The organism is Agromyces aureus (assembly GCF_001660485.1).
Taxonomy (GTDB): domain Bacteria; phylum Actinomycetota; class Actinomycetes; order Actinomycetales; family Microbacteriaceae; genus Agromyces; species Agromyces aureus.
Genome location: NZ_CP013979.1, coordinates 394383 through 412423, shown reverse-complemented (window position 1 = coordinate 412423; position 18041 = coordinate 394383). Strand labels below are relative to the sequence as shown.

The following is an 18041-nucleotide window of genomic DNA, read 5'->3' as shown; positions in this document are numbered from 1 at the left end:
TAGCCTTGGATGGTGACCACGACTTCGCGCGCCCTCGGCGCCTCCGCAGCCCTGTTCCTCGCCCTCGCCCTCGCCGCGTGCGCCCCGTCCGGCGGGAGCTCGACCGAGGAGCCCACCGCGTCGGCCTCGGCTTCGGCTCCTGCGTCGGCCGACGGCGAATGCGCCGGGGTCGAGGTCGTCGTCGAACTGCCCGCAGACCTCGAGGTCGACGAGTCGCCCGCCGGCACGACGTGCGTCGAGGCCGACGCGCCGATCCTCGCGAGCGATGCCCTGGCCGAGGCCGGCCTCGAGACCGAGGGCACCGAGGAGTACGGCGACCAGGTCGTCTGCCGCGTCAACGGCGTGCCCGCCGCGGACTTCGCCCTCCCCGCCGAGGACGGCACGGACTACTTCGAGACGTGCGCCTCGATGCCCGCCGCCTTCGCGTACTGGTCGCTCTGGACCAAGCCGGCCGGCGGCGAGTGGGGCTACGCGCAGGAGGGTCTCGCGACGCTCGAGCTCGCACCCGGTGACAGCCTCGAACTGCTCTTCACGCTGAACGGCGAGCCTGCCGCGCCGAGCGCATGACCGCGCAGCCGGGCCTGACGCCGTGACCCTGCGACCCGCACCCCTGCGCACCGCGGCGCTCATCGCCGCGGGGTTCATCGGGGTCCGGGTCGTCTACCGGGTGCTCTTCCACGGAGCCGACGGCTCAGGCCCGGTGGTGCTGCCGCTGCCGGAGGTCCCCCTCCCGCGGCCGTTCTCGCATGTCGTGCTGCTCGGCCCGGCGACCCTCGACGGACTCGCGGATGCCGCCCTCAGCGCGGTGCCGATCGCGCTCGCGATCCTCGCGTTCGGCGTGCTGAACGCCCTGCTCGACGTGCCGCGGCTGCTCGTGCGCGGCGCGCGGCGCGGACCGCTCCGCGGGGTCGCCCGCACGCTCGCCGTCGCCTGGGCCGGGCTGCCGGCCCTCGCCGACGCCGTGCGACGCGTGCGGTTCGCCCAGCGCCTCCGCGGCGAGCGCGGCGGCCCCCGCCTGCTCTCCCCCGTGCTCGAGCGCACGCTCGAGCGGGCGACGGCCGTCGCCGCGGCCCTCGAACTGCGCGGGCTCGCTGGACGACCGGTCAGCGGGGTCTGCGAACGCCCCGTCGGGGCGCGGCACCTCGCGATCGTGCACCGCGACGCCGACGAGGCCGCCGTGGTGGTTCCCGCGCTCGACCTCGGGCCCGGCACGCTCGTGCTGGTCACGGGCGCGACGGGCAGCGGCAAGTCCACGCTGCTCCGGGCGATCGCCGGCCTGCACACGCACGTCGACGGCGGTACCACGAGCGGCGAGTTGACCGTCGTCGGCCACGATCGTGCTCGCACCCCGCCGCGCGACACCGCGCGCACCGTCGGCGTCGTGCTGCAGCATCCGCGCGAGGGGTTCGCCACCGAGCGGGTCGACGACGAGATCGGCCTCTCGCTCGAACTTCGCGGCGTCGACCCGGTCATCGTCAGGGCGCGCATCGACGAGATCGCGGAGCGCCTCGACATCCGCCCCCTGCTCGGCCGTGAGCTGCGCGGGCTGTCGGCGGGCGAGGCGACCCTCGTCGCCATCGCGGCCGCCATCGCCGAGCATCCGATCCTGCTCATCGTCGACGAGCCGCTCGCCGATCTCGACACCCGATTCCGCGAACGGATCGTCGCGCTGCTCGACGCCCTCGCGCACGGGGCCGGCATCTGCGTGGTGGTCGCCGAGCATCGGCGGGCCGAGTTCGCGGGCGTCGCCGACGAGCGCGTCGACGTCGCGGACGGCCTCGCACGCGTGCTCGACGCCGGTGCCGCCGGTGCGGGCGCGGGCGCCGCGGCGGATGCAGGTGCGGCTGCGGGAGCGGGCGGTCGGACGACGGGGCCGGCACGCACACGCACCGGGTCGGCCGCCACCGCCCACGTGGTGCTGCACGCCCGAGACCTGACCGTGCGGCACGCCGAGAAGCTCGCGGTCGATGGGGCAGCCCTCGACCTCTCGGCGGGCGAGATCGTCGCGCTCACCGGACCGAACGGCGCCGGCAAGTCGAGCCTGCTCGTCGCCCTCGCCACGACGCGCTCGGGCGCCGTCACCCTGCAGGCGACCCAGGGGGGTCGCACCGGCATCGCCCTCGTTCCCGACGCCTCCGACGACCTGTTCGCCGCCACGACGGTCACCGCCGAATGCGCTCGAAGCGACCGCACGACGCACCTCCCCCGTGGCGCGACGGCCGCGCGGCTGGCCGCCTTCCTCGGGCTCGACACCGGCTCGCCCGAGTTCACGGCACGCCTGGCGCGGCATCCGCGCGACCTCTCCGTCGGCGAGCGCCGCTGCCTCGCGATCGCGATCCAGTCGGCGAGCGGACCCGCCGTGCTCCTCGTCGACGAGCCGACCCGGGGGCTGGATGCCTCGGCCGGCTCGCTCGTGGCCGCGGCGCTCGGCCGGGCTGCCGACGGCGGCACCGCGGTGCTGGTCGCCACGCACGACACCGCGTTCATCGGGGCCGTCGCGGATCGCGTGCTGCCCATGGCGGACGGGCGCCTGGGCCCGTCGGTCGCCGTCGAGCAGCCGCGAGCAGCCGAGCGGCCGATCGCCGCCTCGCCGCCCGGCCTCGCCCTCGCCGAGGCGCCGGTCGCCGTCGTACCGTCGATCCCGGCCGCTCCCGACGGCCGGACCGTCCTCGCTCCCCCGCCACCGGCATCCGCCCCGACGCACGGTCCTCGGCCCCCAGGGCTCGACCCCGCCGGCCCCGGCGAACGCCGACCCGCCCTCATCGCACTGACCGTCGCGAACCTGGTCGCGCTCGCGGCCTTCACCTGGCCGCTCGTGGCCACCGCGCTCCCCTCGCAGGCGAGCTCCGCCGTTCCGGTCGCCGCCCTCGCCCTCGCCCCGCTGGCCGCCCTCGTCGTGCTCGCCGCCCTCGACGGCTCGGTGCGCAGCGCGCACACGCTGGCCCTGCTCGGCACGCTCGCCGCGATCGGTGCGGCCGTGCGCATCGCGGGCACGGGCGTCGGGGGCGTCGAGGCCGTGTTCGTCCTGTTGATCCTCGCCGGCAGGGCCTTCGGACCCCGGTTCGGGATGCTGCTCGGCCTGCTCACGATCGCGCTCTCGACGATCGTGACCGGCACGTTCGGTCCGTGGACGCCGTTCCAGATGTTCGCGTGCGCGTGGGTCGGCGCCGGGGCGGGGCTGCTCCCCCGGCGGCTGGCGTGGCAGCGGATCGGGCGGATGCCGCGGCGCGCCGAGATCGCCATGCTCGCCGTCTACGGCGTGCTCGCCTCGTACGCCTTCGGGCTCATCATGAACCTCTGGTTCTGGCCGTTCGCGGTGGGCACGGCCACGGGCATCTCGTACGAGCCGGGGGCTCCGCTCGGGCAGAACCTCTCGAGCTTCCTGCTCTACTCGCTCGTGACCTCGTCGATCACGTGGGACACCCTGCGCGCCGTCACGACGGTGATCGGCCTCACCGTGATCGGCGCCGGCGTGCTCGCCGCGCTCCGGCGTGCGAAGCCGGTCGGCGGGGCCTCCGCCGGGTTGCCCGGCTCACCCAAGCGCTCGCGCGGCCGGTCGTCGAGCCGCCCGGCGGTCAGCGCGTCGACGGAGCCGTGACCAGGGCGATGCTCCAGAGGAGGTCGCCCGTCAGCGCGTGTCCTCATTTCGCGCGTCGCGGGCCAGGACGGCGGATGCCTCGCCGGGCCCGCCTGCGGGCGCCTCCGCATCCGCATCCGCATCCGCATCCGCATCCGCATCCGTCGACATGACCGACGCCGCGACCGACGCATCCGGCGCACCGAGGGAGGCGTGCGCCGTCCGACGGTCACCGCGGGTCTTCAGCAGGCTCGCCGTGGTGGCGACGGCGATGGTGGCGCCGATGAAGAGCAACGAGAACCAGATCGGGATCTCGGGGGCCCACAGCATCGGCTCGCCGCCGTTGATGAACGGGAGTTCGTTGACGTGCATGGCGTGCAGCACGAGCTTCACGCCGATGAAGGCGAGGATGACCGCGAGGCCCTGCGCGAGGTACACGAGGCGCTCGAGCAGGCCGCCGATGAGGAAGTAGAGCTGACGCAGGCCCATGAGCGCGAACGCGTTGGCCGTGAAGACGATGTACGCCTCATCGGTCAGGCCGTAGATCGCGGGAATCGAGTCGACCGCGAAGATCAGGTCGACGAAGCCGATCGCGATGATCGTGAGCAGCATGGGCGTGACGAAGCGCCTGCCGCCCTTTCGCACCGTGAGCTTGTCCTCGTGGTACTCGTCGGTGACCGGCAGCACGCGGCGCACGAGCCCCATGAACCTGCCGTTCGCCGGGTTGCTCTCGTGACTGCTGAACGCCTGGCGGTAGGCGAGCACCAGAAGCAGCGCGCCGAAGATGTAGAAGATCCACGAGAAGTTCTGGATCAGCGCGGCGCCGACCGCGATGAAGCCACCGCGCAGGATCAGCGCGATCACGATGCCGATCATCAGCACCTTCTGCTGGTAGATCTTCGGCACCGCGAAGCCCGTCATCACGATGAGGAACACGAAGAGGTTGTCGATCGACAGGGCCTTCTCGGTGAGGTAGCCGGCGAAGTACTCGCCGCCGTACGTCCAGCCCGAGACGGTGCCGATCCCGACGCCGAACAGCAGCGCGAGGCCGATGTAGAACGCCGACCACCTGGCCGATTCGCCGATGGACGGTTCGTGGGGCTTGCGCACGTGCGCGAAGAACTCGTAGACGAAGAAGGCGATCGTGACGGCGATCGTGATGATCCACAGAAGTGGGGTGACGTTCAACGGGTCTCCAGACCTCGGCGTCGCTGATGGACGTCAAGGTCTTCTCCATCCTCGTGAACGAGGACCGGCCGTCCGGGATGCGCCCTGCATCCGTAATGACGAACAAACCGTGTCGGAGTACTCCCCTTGGAGCTTCGAGCCTACGGGCGGAGGTCGCCGGTTTCCTGAGAGGATGCCGGGCGCCGCACGATTCGGGTCGGGAGTCGTCGCCGCGCCATCCTCAGTTCGACTCCGCCGCGTGGTCTGCGCAAGAAACAGCGGGCCGCACCGCAAATTCTCTTCGACAAATGCCCCACAAATTCCCCTGGAAAGAGCCGCATAGTCACGGTAGGGTGCAAATAGTCCGATTCGCAACAGGAAAAGATCCGTCAATGACGAGCAAATACAGCATCCCAAAACTGGACTTCGGGTCCGGTCTCGTGGCGACGCTGTTCAACATCGAACGCCTCAGGGCCGACATCGGAACCGGTACGACCCATCCGGCGACATTTCGCGATCTCCATCTACTGTCCGACACTGTCATGAGCGTGGTTTCCGCACGCATCGAGGGCAACCACACCACGGTCTACGACGCGCTCGATCGGCTGGGAAGCAAGCACGGCACCTTCGACGACTCGCTCCGCGAGATCGTCAACATCGCCGAGACGGCTCGGTTCATCGACGAACTCGATCCCGCAGCGCCGCTGACGCATTCCCTGATCCGCGAACTGCATGCGCGTACGGTCTCGCATCTGATCAGGGAGGGCGACCCGAACCCGGGGAACTACCGAGAAGTCGACGTGGCGATCTCGAACTCGCAGCACACGCCACCGTCGTGGGTCGTCGTCCACCCCGAGATGACCGACCTGCTCGATTTCGCGAACGCTGAACGCCCACTCCACGAGCAGATGCTCCAGATCGCCATCGCGCATCATCGTTTCGTCTGGATCCACCCGTTCCAGAACGGCAACGGTCGAGTTTCACGCCTCTTCACGTATGCAATGCTGCGTCGCACGATCTTTAACACCCGCGGCGGAAGCGCACTCAACCCGATGGCGGTGTTCGGGAACGACCGCGATGCCTACATCAGCGCACTCGAAGGCGCAGACGACCTCTCCGAACGAGGAACGACAGCGTGGATCGAGTTCTTCGCCACCGGCATCAGCACCGACCTGCAGCGTCTGATCCGGCTGCAAGACCATGAGTATGTCAGCGAAGAACTCATCACTCCGGTCCTGACGTCGCTCGCCCGCGACGGCGTCATCTCGGCCGCGCAGGCGGGCGCACTCGCGATCGCACTTCAGCGGGGTGTCGTGAAGGCCGGCGACCTGGAAGCGGTGTTCCCAGGAAGCCCGGCACAACGGTCACGGGCCATCCGCACGTTGGTCGAGGAGGACCTCTTCCAAAACTCGGTCGAGGGCCCCCGGTTCTACCGAATCTCACTCTCGCGCGGCCCGATCGCCGCACGGCTCGTGCGGCGACTCGATACGCTCGGGTACCTGCCGAAGATACTTGCCGACGATTGACCGACCCTCAGACCGAGAAGTACTTCGCCTCGGGGTGGTGGAACACGAACGCGTCGGTCGACTGCTCGGGGTGCAGCTGCAGTTCCTCGCTGAGCTCGACGCCCATGCGCTCGGGCTTCAGCAGCTCGACGACCTTGCGGCGGTCCTCCATGTCGGGACAGGCCGGGTAGCCGAGCGAGAAGCGCGCCCCGCGGTACTCGAGCTTGAACAGGCCGGCCGTGTCGGTCGGGTCTTCGGCGGCGAACCCGAGCTCGGATCGGATGCGCGCATGCCAGTACTCCGCGAGCGACTCCGTGAGCTGCATCACGAGCCCGTTGAGCTCGTAGTAGTCGCGGTACCGGTTCTCGGCGAAGAGCTTCGCGGTGACCTGGTCGATGTGCGCGCCGGCGGTCACGAGCTGCACGGGCAGCACGTCGACCTGGCCGGCATCCTTCGAGCGCACGAAGTCCGCGAGGTTCAGGTGACGGTCGCGGCGCTGGCGCGGGAAGTGGAAGCGCAGGCGCTCCGCTCCGAGCGGCCCCCCTGACCCGCCGTCGGGGGCGAGCAGTCCGGGCCGCCCGAGCAGGCCGGTCGGGTCGTCGCCGTGGTGCAGCACGACGAGGTCGTCGCCCTCGCTCACGACCGGGAAGTACCCGTAGGCGACCGAGGCGTCGAGCATGCCCTCGCCGAGGATCCGGTCGAGCCAGTAGCGCAGGCGGGGCCGCCCCTCGGTCTCGACGAGCTGCTCGTAGCTGAGCCCGTCTTCGCCGCGACCCGGCTTGAGCCCCCACTGCCCCATGAAGGTCGCCCGCTCGTCGAGGAACGCGGCGTAGTCGGCGAGCGCGATGCCCCGCACGATGCGCGTGCCCCAGAACGGCGGGGTCGGGATCGGGTTGTCGGATGCCACGTCGGACCGCCCGGGCATCTCCTCGGGTTCGGTGAGCGTGAGCTTCGAACCGGCGCTGTGGATGCGCTTCTTCAGCGCGGGCAGCCCGACCTCGGCCGGGTCGGCGCCGCGCGCGACCTTCACGAGCGGCTCCATGAGCGTGAGGCCCTCGAAGGCGTCGCGGGCGTAGCGCACCTCGCCGTCGAAGAGCGAGGCGAGGTCGTCCTCGACGTAGGCGCGCGTGAGAGCGGCACCGCCGAGGATGATCGGCCACTTCTTCGCGAGACCGCGCGACTGCAGCTCCTGAAGGTTCTCCTTCATGACGACGGTCGACTTCACGAGCAGGCCGGACATGCCGATGACGTCGGCGTCGTGCTCCTCGGCGGCCGCGATGATGTCGGCGATCGGCTGCTTGATGCCGAGGTTGATCACCTTGTAGCCGTTGTTCGTCAGGATGATGTCGACGAGGTTCTTGCCGATGTCGTGCACGTCGCCGCGGACGGTCGCGATGACCATCGTGCCCTTGCCGGAGGACTCGGTCTTCTCCATGTGCGGTTCGAGCAGCGCGACGGCGGCCTTCATGGTCTCGGCGGACTGCAGCACGAACGGCAGCTGCATCTCGCCCGAGCCGAAGCGCTCGCCGACGACCTTCATGCCCTCGAGCAGGTGGTCGTTGATGATCTGGAGCGCGCTCAGGCCGCCCTCGCGGGCGAGGTCGAGGTCGGCCTCGAGGCCCTTCGAGGCGCCGTCGATGATGCGACGCTCGAGGCGCTCGCCCACGGGCAGCGCGGCGAGTTCGGCCGCGCGCTGGTCGCGCAGGGCCGCGGTGTCGACGCCCGCGAAGAGGTCGAGCATCACGGCGAGCGGGTCGTAGGTCGTGGCACCGTCGGCGTCGTACTCGCGACGATCCCAGACGAGGTCGAGCGCGACCTTGCGCTGCTCCTCCGAGAGCGAGGCGAGCGGCACGATCTTCGCGGCGTCGATGATGCCCGAGTCGAGCCCGGCCTCGACGGCCTCGTGCAGGAACACCGAGTTCAGCACGCTGCGCGCGGCCGGGTTCAGGCCGAACGACACGTTCGAGACCCCGAGCGTGGTGTGGATGCCGGGGTACTTCGCGTTCAGGCGACGGATGGCCTCGATCGTCTCGATCGCGTCGCGGCGGGTCTCCTCTTGACCGGTCGCGATGGGGAACGTGAGGCAGTCGACGATGAGGTCCTCGACGCGCATGCCCCACTCGTCGACGAGCGCGTCGACGAGCCGCGAGGCGATGCGCATCTTGTCGTCGGCGGTGCGGGCCTGGCCCTGCTCGTCGATCGTGAGCGCGATCACGGCCGTGCCGTGCTCCTTCACGAGCGGCATGATGCGGCCGAAACGGCTCGTCGGGGCATCCCCGTCTTCGTAGTTCACCGAGTTGACGACGGGGCGCCCGCCGATGAGCTCGAGCCCGGCGGCGATGACGGCCGGCTCGGTCGAGTCGATCACGAGCGGCAGCGTCGAGGCGCTCGCGAAGCGCGACACGACCTCGCGGATGTCGTCGACGCCGTCGCGGCCGACGTAGTCGACGCACACGTCGAGCAGGTGCGCGCCCACCCGGATCTGGTTGCGCGCGATCTCGACGCACTCGTCCCACTCGCCGGCGAGCATCGCCTCGCGGAACGCCTTCGACCCGTTGGCGTTCGTGCGCTCGCCGATCGCGAGGTACGACGCATCCTGGTGGAACGGCACGTGCTGGTAGAGGCTCGCGACGCCCGCCTCGGGCGTGGGCGTCCGTGCCGAGTCCGGCCCGGCCGCGAGCCCGGCGCGCAGCGGGCGCAGGCGCTCGACGACGGCGAGCATGTGCTCGGGCGTCGTGCCGCAGCATCCGCCGATCAGGCCGAGGCCGAACTCGCGCACGAACTGCTCGTGCGCGGTCGCGAGCTCGGCCGGCTCGAGCGGGTAGTGCGCGCCGTTCGCGCCGAGCACGGGCAGGCCCGCGTTCGGCATGCACGCGACGGGCACGCGCGAGTGCTTCGAGAGGTGGCGCAGGTGCTCGCTCATCTCGGCGGGCCCGGTGGCGCAGTTCAGGCCGATCGCGTCGACGCCGAGCGGCTCGAGCGCGGTGAGCGCGGCACCGATCTCGCTGCCCATGAGCATGGTGCCGGTCGTCTCGACCGTCACCTCGACGAAGATCGGCAGGCGGATGCCGCGGCTCACGATGGCCTGCTTGCAGCCGTTGACGGCGGCCTTGGTCTGCAGCAGGTCCTGGGAGGTCTCGATGAGGAACGCGTCGGCTCCGCCGTCGATGAGGCCCTCGGCCTGCAGCGCGAACGTCTGCTTGAGGTGGTCGTAGGTGGTGTGGCCGAGGCTCGGCAGCTTCGTGCCCGGACCCATCGAGCCGAGCACCCAGCGCATCCGCCCGTCGGCCGCCTCGGCCGCTTCGACGCGTTCGCGCGCGATGCGCGCCCCGGCCTCGGCAAGCTCGTGGATGCAGTCGTCGATGCCGTAATCCGACAGGTTCGACCAGTTCGCGCCGAACGTGTTCGTCTCGATCGCGTCGATGCCGACCGCGAGGTACTCGTCGTGGATCGCCGCGATCATGTCGGGGCGACTGACGTTGAGGATCTCGTTGCAGCCCTCGAGCTGCCGGTAGTCGTCGAGCGTGGGTTCGTGGCGCTGCAGCATGGTGCCCATGGCGCCGTCGGCGATCACGACGTTCGCCCGCACCGCGTCGAGCAGCGCCTGCGAGCGCGACGGGCGTGCGACGCCGTCGATGTCGAGCGGGAAGCGGGGTTCGATCAACGTGCCGGTCACTCGCGCGAGTCTAATGAGCGGCGCTCGCAGCCGCTTGCGATGATGGGTTCATGACATCGCCGTCGCTCGACGACCTCCTCTCCACCGCGCGCGTGGTCGCGCTCCCGCTCGTGACGCGCTTCCGCGGCATCGACGTGCGCGAGGCCCTGCTGCTCGAGGGCCCGCACGGGTGGACGGAGTTCAGCCCATTCGTCGAGTACGACGACCACGAGGCATCCGCCTGGCTCGAAGGCGCGATCGACTACGGCTGGAACGAGACCCCGCCCGCCCTGCGCGACCGCATCTCCGTGAACGCGACCGTGCCGGGCGTCGACCCCGACAGCGTCGCCGCGGTGCTCGCGCGTTTCCCGGGCTGCCGCACCGCGAAGGTGAAGGTCGCGGCGAGCGACCAGACGCTGGCTCAGGATGTCGCGAGGGTGCGCGCCGTGCGCGAGGTGCTCGGCCCCGAGGGTCGCATCCGCGTCGACGCGAACGCCGGGTGGAACGTCGACGAGGCCGAGCACGCGATCCACGCGCTCGCCGAGTTCGACCTCGAGTACGTCGAGCAGCCGTGCGAGCGCATCGAGGACCTCGTCGAGATCCGCGTGCGCACGAAGTACATGGGCATCCCGATCGCGGCCGACGAGAGCGTGCGCAAGGCCGACGATCCGCTCGCCGTGGCCGAGGCGGGCGCCGCCGACCTGCTCGTGATCAAGGCGCAGCCGCTCGGCGGCATCCGTCGCGCACTTCGCATCGTCGAGGCGGCCGGCCTGCCCGTCGTGGTCTCGAGTGCGCTCGACACGAGCGTGGGGCTCGCGATGGGCGCTGCGCTCGCGGCATCCGTCACCGAACTCGACTACGACTGCGGGCTCGGCACGGCCTCGCTGCTGGCGGCGGATGTCACGGGCTCGCCGTTGCTGCCAGTCGACGGCGCGATCGACGTGCGCCGGGTCGTGCCCGACGGGGCGCTGCTCGATCGGTACGCGGCGTCGCCCGAGCGCACGGACTGGTGGCTCGAGCGCCTCGGACGCACGTACGCCGTGCTCGCGAACGCACCGGCCGTGCACGGCGTCGAGTGAGACAATGCTCGAACCCGTCCGCCGGCGCGCGGGCGTCCGGAGTTTCCCCCTACAGGAGGCAATGATGCAGGTACGCCCACGGCTCGCCCTGACCGGCGCGATCGTCGCACTCGCGGCACTGACGCTCGCGGGGTGCAGCCCTGCAGCCGACGACGGCGAGCCGACGAGATCGGCCAAGCCCAAGGCGACGCCGAGCGCGACTCCCGGGGCGACCGATGCCGCAGGGGCGAGCGAGGATCCCGCTGCCGCTGCCGCGAACTGCCTCGTCGGCGACTGGGTGATCGCCGATGACCAGATGCAGGCCTTCTACGACCAGGTGAACGTCGACCTCGCCGAGTACGCGATCGTCTACGACCCGAGCGGCTCGTCGGGCCTGTCCTTCACCAAGGCCGGCACCTACACGTACACGCCCGACCTGCAGCTCGCGGTCGACATCGCCGGGCTGCCGGCCGAGGCCACGATGAGCGGCACCCTCTCGGGCGACTACACCGTCGACGGCTCGACGGTGACGACCGCGAACGACACCAACGGGCTGAACATGAACGTCACGGTCGACGGCACCGCGATGGACGGCACGCCCGTCACCGAGCAGATCCTCGCGTCGCCGATCGCGTCGGCGGCCTACGACTGCTCGGGTGCGACGCCGGTGATCCACTTCTCGACCGACCCGAGCACCGTGCCGATCACGCTCGCGAAGGGCTGAGCGGCCGGTCATCGCCGGTCGAGGAGCGAAGCGTCTCGAGACCCTTCGGGGACTGGGTCTCGAGACGCTCCTTCGTCGCTCCTCGACCGGCGAGGGCGGCGGGGTTCAGTAGACGAGGATCGGGATCGGCAGCGACGTCGAGTCGCGGAACCCCTCTCCCCCGTCGAACGACGTGCGGATCAGGTGCAGGCCCTTGCCGAGCTTCGGCAGCTCGATCTGGAACCGACCCTGGTCGCCCGCCTTCACGGTCGCCGTCGCGATGGCCTTGCCGCCGTCGAGCACGGTGACCGTGCCGACCGGCCGCGAGCCGTTCACGGCGAACGTCTGCCCGACGACCTTCACGGCCGATCCGGCCTTCACGAGCAGCTTGTTCGGCGCCGCGATCGTGAACGTCGCCACGGCGGGCGGCGGCTGCTCGTCGACCAGCACCGCGACCGACCGAGCCGGGATGGTGACCGAGCCCGTCGCGGCATCCCACTTCGTCGTCTTCACGACCGCGTCGGAACCGGATGCCTGCGCCTTCGCGAGGGCGAATCCGCGACCCTGCAGTCCGTCGACCTGCTCGGTGACCGCCTCGGGCGAGGCGTTGAACACCACGAGGGCCCCGTCGAGCTTCGGGTCGACGTCGGCGCCGACCAGGTCGTCGACGAGCATCGTGATGAGGCCTGGCGTGGCATCCGTTCCGCTGCCGGGGAAGGAGACCTTCTCGTCGATCAGCGACGCCGAGCCGAGCTGCAGCAGGTCGACCGACGAGCGCACGCGCAGCAGGTCGAGGGCGGATGCCTCGGCCGTCGCGATGTCGGCCGCGGCCGGCTTCAGCGCCGGGTTCTCGAGCAGCGGCGTCATGATCGGCCACTTCTCGCCGTTGTCGGCCTCGTTCGGCAGGCCCGACCCGAAGGTCGATTGCTGGCCGGTCCAGTCGATGCGGTTGAACCAGTCGCCCGAGTTGTAGCTGTTGCGGTCGAGCGACTTCGAGCGCAGCAGCTCGGTGCCCGCGTGCCAGAACGAGGGCGACTGCGAGAGGGTCACCGTCGCGAGCGACAGCGTGTTCATGCGCACGCGGTCGGCCATCGGGGTGTCGGTCGGCAGCTTGAACACCGAGAGGTCGTAGAGCGTCTCGTTGTCGTGGGCGTCGACGTAGTTGATCACCTCGTCGGGCTGGTCGGCGTAGCCGGCGGGCGACCCGCGGTAGTCGAGCTGGTCGCCGCGCACGGTCTCGCCCGCGGCATCCGTCAGCTCGTAGGCGCGGAGGTTGCCCGCGAGGCCGAGCTTCACGAGATCGGTCTGGTGCCCGAGGTCGGCCAGCTGGTCGGCCTGCGACGAGGTGCCGGGCTGCCCGTTCGGGTCGGTGCCGAGGCCCGTGCCGAAGCCCTGCTGGAACGTCGACGTGCCGTCGACCGGGCTGCCGCCGTGCACGGCGTCGCGCAGCCGGTCGTTGAACGTGCCGATGCCCGTGCCGCCGAGCTGGCCCTGCGTGGCCTGCTCGAACAGGGCGTTGTTCGCGACCTCGCCGAAGTTCCAGCCCTCGCCGTACAGGTAGACCTTCGACCCGTCGACGCCGTCCTTCTTCAGCGTGAGCTTGTCGAGCGCCTCGCGGATCGCGAGCATGTTCGCCTTGGAGTGGTGGCCCATCAGGTCGAAGCGGAAGCCGTCGACCTTGTACTCCTTGGCCCACAGCACGACCGAGTCGACCATGAGCTTCTCGGCGACCTCGTGCTCGGTGGCCACGTTCTGGCAGCAGGTCGAGGTCTCGACCGCGCCGACCGCGTTCAGGCGCTGGTAGTAGCCCGGCACGATGCGGTCGAGCACCGATTTCTGGCCCTGCCCGGCCTCGGCCGTGTGGTTGAACACCTGGTCGAGCACGACCTGCAGGCCCATGCCGTGCAGTGCGCCGACCATCTCACGGAACTCCTCGACGCGTGCGCCGCCGTCGGGGTCGACCGCGTACGAGCCCTCGGGCGCCTGGAAGTGGAACGGGTCGTACCCCCAGTTGAAGCCGTCGAGGTCGCGGATCGCGTCGATGCAGGCCTGCTGCTCGGGCGAGGCCGGCCCGTACGACGCGAGGTCGCAGTCGGGCGTCGCCTGGGCGGCGCGGTTCTCCTCGATCGTCGCGATGTCGAAGGTCGGCAGCAGGTGCACGGTGTTGATGCCCGCACCCGCCAGCTGCTTCAGCTGGGCCGTGCCCGCCGAGTCGCGCGTGAAGGCGCGGTAGGTGCCGCGCTCCTCGGCCGGAACCGTCTCGTCGGTGATCGAGAAGTCGCGCACGTGCAGTTCGTAGATCGCGCGGTCGACCGCACGTTCGACGACGGGGGCCTTCGCCTTCGTCCACTGCTTGGGCGCGAGCTTCGCGTCGTCGAGGTCGACGACGACCGTACGGGCCGAGTTCGTCGTGAGCGCGACCGAGTAGGGGTCGGTCACCGAGTTGGTCTCGTACGTGCCGGTCGTCGGCGCGAACACGTCGACCGACCAGCGGTACTCGTCGCCCTGACGGAGGCCGTCGACGGTCCAGGTGCCGTCGGCCGCGTTCCACTCGGCGTCGAGGCGCTGCGGGTCGCCGGTGGCGCCGGCATCCCATCGCTCGACCGCGACGCTGCGCGCCGTCGGAGCCCAGAGCGTCGCGTCGGCCTTCTTGCCGTGCCAGCCGAGACCCAGGGCAGCGGATGCCACGGCGTCGGCGTAGAGGTCGTCGAGCACGCCGGGCAGCTGCACGCCCGTGAAGGCGCTCAGCTCGCCGTCGGTCGTCTGCGCGACGCCGAGCTGCCGGCTGAGGAGCTGCTGCACCTCGGCGCGGTCGAGGCCGACCGGGTGCAGGGCGATGAAGCCCCTCAGTGCCGGGAACTTCGCCAGCTGCGCGTCGGTCAGGCCTGCCGGGTCGCGTTCGAGCGCGATCGCCTCGCCACCGCCCGTGACCTCGCCGTCGACGACCGCGAGGGTCGCGTCGGCGGAGTGCTCGAGTGTCCAGACGGTGTCGTCGACGGATGCCGCGCCGAGCAGTTCGGCGGGCCACGCGAGCGTGTCCTCGCTCACCCAGTGGGCGCGCGTCTGCCCGGTGCCCGCGAGCGGCGGGTCGCTCACGAGGATCTCGAGCACGTGCGTCGCGAGCGTGTAGCGGAACTCGACGAGCTTGCCGCCGGTCGCCGTGAACGAGTAGTTGGCGCCGCCGGGCGCACCGCCGACGCCGTAGTTCTCGTCCCAGCTGCGGTTGTGCGCGACCTTCGTCTCGTACGCCCCGTCGGGGATGCGGCTCGTCGAGAAGGTGTAGACGCCGTCCTTGTCGCCGTCCTGCATGAGCGACGCGAGGCAGTCGGGCGCCCAGTCGCCGGCGCAGCCGATCTCCGACTGGAATCCACCGGGCAGCGTGACGACGGGCCCCTCGGCGGTCGAGGAGACCACGTGCGTCTCGGGGTTCCAGAAGAAGGTGATCGGCTGGCTGCCGTCGGTCGTGTACGTGACGTTGCCGCCGTTCGGCTCGCCGTTCGCGCCGTAGTTGACGTCCCAGCTGCCGTTGACGGCGACCTTGTACTCGTAGGAGCCCGCCGGAATCGTGAACGTGCCCTCGTAGATGCCGTCGGCGCGCTTGGTCAGCTTCGCGACCTCGCAACCGGGAGCCCAATCGCCGGCGCAGCCCATCTCGGAGTTGTGACTGCCGGGCACCGTGACCAGGTCGATCGGCTGCTCGGGCTCCTCCTCCTCGGCGAGGTTCACGGCGTCGCCCACGCTCGCGTAGGTGCTGGCGGCGGCGCGGTGGCCCGCGGCATCCGTCGACACCGCGCGGTACTCGATGAGCGTGCCGTTCGCGAGGCCGGCCGTGTCGTGGAAGACGCGAGGGCTCGTGTCCTCGGCCGTGCCGAGCCCGTGCCAGGCGTCGTCGCCGGTCGCGCCGGCGATGCGCCAGGCGAAGCTCGTCTCCTGCCAGGTGTCGTCAGCCACGTCGGCGACGACGGGCGTGATGCCCGTGACGCCCGCACCGGGCGCGGGGGTCGCGACCGTGATGGCGGCCGCCGCGTCGGGCGAGGTCACGGTGCGGTCGGCCTTCAGCACGACCGCGCCGAGGGCCGGCACCGTGACGGAGGCCACGCCGTCGGCATCGGCCGCGACGGCCGCGCCGCCGCCGTAGAGCGCCTCGAACTGCCCGCCCTTCGTGAGCGTCGGAACCTGCACCGTGCGCTCCTCGTTCGCGTTGTTCGCGGCGACGACGTACTCGACCTTCTCAGAGCGATCGACGCGCGAGAACGCGTAGACGCCTGCGCCGCTGTCGACGTAACGCTCGATCTGGGCGCCCGTGGCGAGTGCGGGGTGCGACTGGCGCAGCTCCGAGAGGGCGGCGATGTGCTCGTAGAGCGGGGCATCCGTGTCGTAGCGGTCGACGCTGCCCGCGTTCTCGCCCGTGACCAGCGGCTGGTTCTGGTACTCGGCGACCTGGCTCGCGAAGAGGGTCTGGCGTGCGCTCTGGTCGCCGCCGATGCCGGCGAAGCCCTGCTCGTCGCCGTAGTAGACGACGGGCTGGCCGCGCGTCAGGAAGAGCAGGTCGTGCGCGAGTTCGTCGCGCTGGAGCGGAGCGTCGGTGTTCTGCAGGAACGAGCCGACCCGACCCATGTCGTGGTTGCCGAGGAAGGTCGGCAATGCCGTCGCCGACGAGTCGGGCGTCGTGTAGTAGTCGTCGCCCGCGAACAGCGACTGGAGGTTCTTCGCCGAGTTGCCCGCGGCGAAGCTCACGGCCTGCGACTGGAACGTGAAGTCGAGCACCGAGTTCATGTCGGTCTTGCGAACGTACGGCGAGAGCTTCTGGGGGTCGGCGTCGTAGACCTCGCCGAACATGAAGAAGTCGGGCTTGCCGTGCTCGTGCGCGTAGTCGAGCACCTGCGTCGACCACTGCTCCCAGAACTCGAAGTTCACGTGCTTCGCGGTGTCGATGCGGAACCCGTCGATGCCGAGGTCGATCCACTGGTCGTAGACGTCGACGAAGCCGTTCACGACGGTCGGGTGCTCGGTCATGAGGTCGTCGAGGCCGACGAAGTCGCCGTACGTGACGGACTCGCCCTCCCACGTGGAGTCGCCGCGGTTGTGGTAGAGCGTGGGGTCGTTCAGCCAGGCCGGCACCTTCAGGTCGGCGTCCTCCGGCCGCACGACGGGCGTGTACGGGAAGCTCGTCGCCGCGTCGAGCGTCGGGAACGGCGTCTCGCCGTCGGCGTAGTCGGCGAGGTCGATCTCGTCGCCCGCGGCATCCGTGTAGGGGCTCGTCGCCTGGTCGATGTACGAGTACTGCTGCTCCTCGTAGTCGATGACGTCGGCCGTGTGGTTCGTGATGATGTCGAAGTAGACCTTGATGCCCTTGGCGTGCGCCTCGGCGATGAGCGCCTCGAGCTCGGCGTTCGTGCCGAGGTGCGGGTCGATCTGCGTGAAGTCGGTCACCCAGTAGCCGTGGTAGCCGGCGCTCGCGTTCGCGCCCTCGCCCTGCACCGGGCGGTTCTTGAAGCTCGGCGTGAGCCAGATGGCCGTCGTGCCGAGGTCGTCGATGTAATCGAGCCGGTCGCGCAGCCCCTGGAGATCGCCGCCGTTGTAGAAGGCCCGGTGGGTCGGGTCGAAGCCCGTGGCGAGGCGGTCTCCCGTGAGCCCGCCCTCGTCGTTCGAGGGGTCGCCGTTCGCGAAGCGGTCGGTCATCACGAAGTAGAACTGCTCGTCGCTGCCCGGCTGGCGCACCGGGTCGGCGACGAGCGCCGCATCATCCGCATCGCTGTAGCCGGCCCGGAGGCTGACCAGCTCGAGGCCGACCTTCTTCTGGTTGTCGTCGAAGACGAAGCGGATCGTGCTCGGGCCGGCGACCGTGAGCTTCAGGTTGTCGCCGCCGGGGGCGCTGCCCTTGCCGTACGCCTCGTCCCACGAGTCGTTCACGGCGACCTTGTACTGCCACTCCCCCGCGGGCACCTCGAACTCGGATGCGAAGATGCCGGGCGTCGCGGTCGCGAGGAGTTCGGACTCGGCGCAGTCGGGAGCCCAGTCGGCAGCGCACCCCACCTCGGACTGGAGGTCGCCGACGAGCGCGAACGTGCGCTCCTCGGCCGAGGCCGCGAGGCCCGGAAGGAGGGTGAGCACCGACGCCGCGACGACGCCCGTCACCCCCATGGCGATCCAGCTGCGCGCGCGTCCGCGTTGCGTCATCGTCGACTCCTGCTGTTCGGGCACGACAGAGTGCCTGGGGACATGTGCGGCGAACCTATCAGCGCAGCCCCGGTTAATGCAAGCGCTTGCAATTCTTGCGCGAGTACCCCTATCTTGAGGGTCACGCGCCGTTCGCGGCGTAGCTGCCGCATCGGCGCGGCAGTTCGCGGCCCACAGGGTTCCCGGCTTGTGATCT

Annotated in this window: 8 protein-coding genes; 5 read left to right on the top strand and 3 right to left on the bottom strand. The window is 70.5% G+C overall.

Features of this window, described 5'->3' with window-relative positions:
- Nucleotides 1–9: 9 nt before the first annotated feature.
- A complete protein-coding gene (locus ATC03_RS01740; protein WP_067872383.1) occupies nucleotides 10–567 on the top strand; it encodes a hypothetical protein in 558 nt (185 codons plus the stop codon).
- 22 nt (nucleotides 568–589) lie between these two features.
- Nucleotides 590–3598 (top strand): ATP-binding cassette domain-containing protein, encoded by a 3009-nt coding sequence (locus ATC03_RS01735; protein WP_067872380.1) that lies wholly within the window; start codon nucleotides 590–592, stop codon nucleotides 3596–3598.
- A 30-nt stretch (nucleotides 3599–3628) separates the two neighbouring features.
- Here the strand turns inward: ATC03_RS01735 and ATC03_RS01730 are convergent, their stop codons facing one another.
- Complete coding sequence (locus ATC03_RS01730; protein ID WP_169829216.1) at nucleotides 3629–4765, bottom strand: TerC family protein; 1137 nt, start codon at nucleotides 4763–4765, stop codon at nucleotides 3629–3631.
- Between the two features lie 371 nt (nucleotides 4766–5136).
- On the opposite strand from ATC03_RS01730, the gene ATC03_RS01725 reads away from it, so the two are divergent.
- A complete protein-coding gene (locus ATC03_RS01725; protein ID WP_161490300.1) occupies nucleotides 5137–6270 on the top strand; it encodes a Fic family protein in 1134 nt (377 codons plus the stop codon).
- Between the two features lie 7 nt (nucleotides 6271–6277).
- Here ATC03_RS01725 and metH read toward each other — a convergent pair whose 3' ends face one another.
- Nucleotides 6278–9925, bottom strand: coding sequence for a methionine synthase (gene metH, locus ATC03_RS01720; RefSeq protein WP_067872374.1), 3648 nt, complete (start codon nucleotides 9923–9925; stop codon nucleotides 6278–6280).
- A gap of 50 nt (nucleotides 9926–9975) precedes the next feature.
- Between metH and ATC03_RS01715 the strand changes: the two genes are divergently transcribed.
- Entirely contained in the window at nucleotides 9976–10983 is a 1008-nt protein-coding gene (locus ATC03_RS01715) for an o-succinylbenzoate synthase (RefSeq protein ID WP_067872371.1), read from the top strand.
- A 64-nt stretch (nucleotides 10984–11047) separates the two neighbouring features.
- A complete protein-coding gene (locus ATC03_RS01710) occupies nucleotides 11048–11686 on the top strand; it encodes a hypothetical protein (protein ID WP_152030822.1) in 639 nt (212 codons plus the stop codon).
- Between the two features lie 105 nt (nucleotides 11687–11791).
- Here the strand turns inward: ATC03_RS01710 and pulA are convergent, their stop codons facing one another.
- Complete coding sequence (gene pulA, locus ATC03_RS01705; RefSeq protein WP_084003666.1) at nucleotides 11792–17845, bottom strand: pullulanase-type alpha-1,6-glucosidase; 6054 nt, start codon at nucleotides 17843–17845, stop codon at nucleotides 11792–11794.
- Between the last annotated feature and the right edge of the window lie 196 nt (nucleotides 17846–18041).

What these genes read in the sequence shown, in the direction of transcription:
- ATC03_RS01710 (WP_152030822.1), top strand. Translation starts at nt 11,048, where the DNA reads ATGCAGGTACGCCCACGGCTCGCCCTGACCGGCGCGATCGTCGCACTC.
- ATC03_RS01715 (WP_067872371.1), top strand. Translation starts at nt 9,976, where the DNA reads ATGACATCGCCGTCGCTCGACGACCTCCTCTCCACCGCGCGCGTGGTC.
- pulA (WP_084003666.1), bottom strand. Translation starts at nt 17,845, where the DNA reads ATGACGCAACGCGGACGCGCGCGCAGCTGGATCGCCATGGGGGTGACG.
- ATC03_RS01740 (WP_067872383.1), top strand. Translation starts at nt 10, where the DNA reads ATGGTGACCACGACTTCGCGCGCCCTCGGCGCCTCCGCAGCCCTGTTC.
- ATC03_RS01725 (WP_161490300.1), top strand. Translation starts at nt 5,137, where the DNA reads ATGACGAGCAAATACAGCATCCCAAAACTGGACTTCGGGTCCGGTCTC.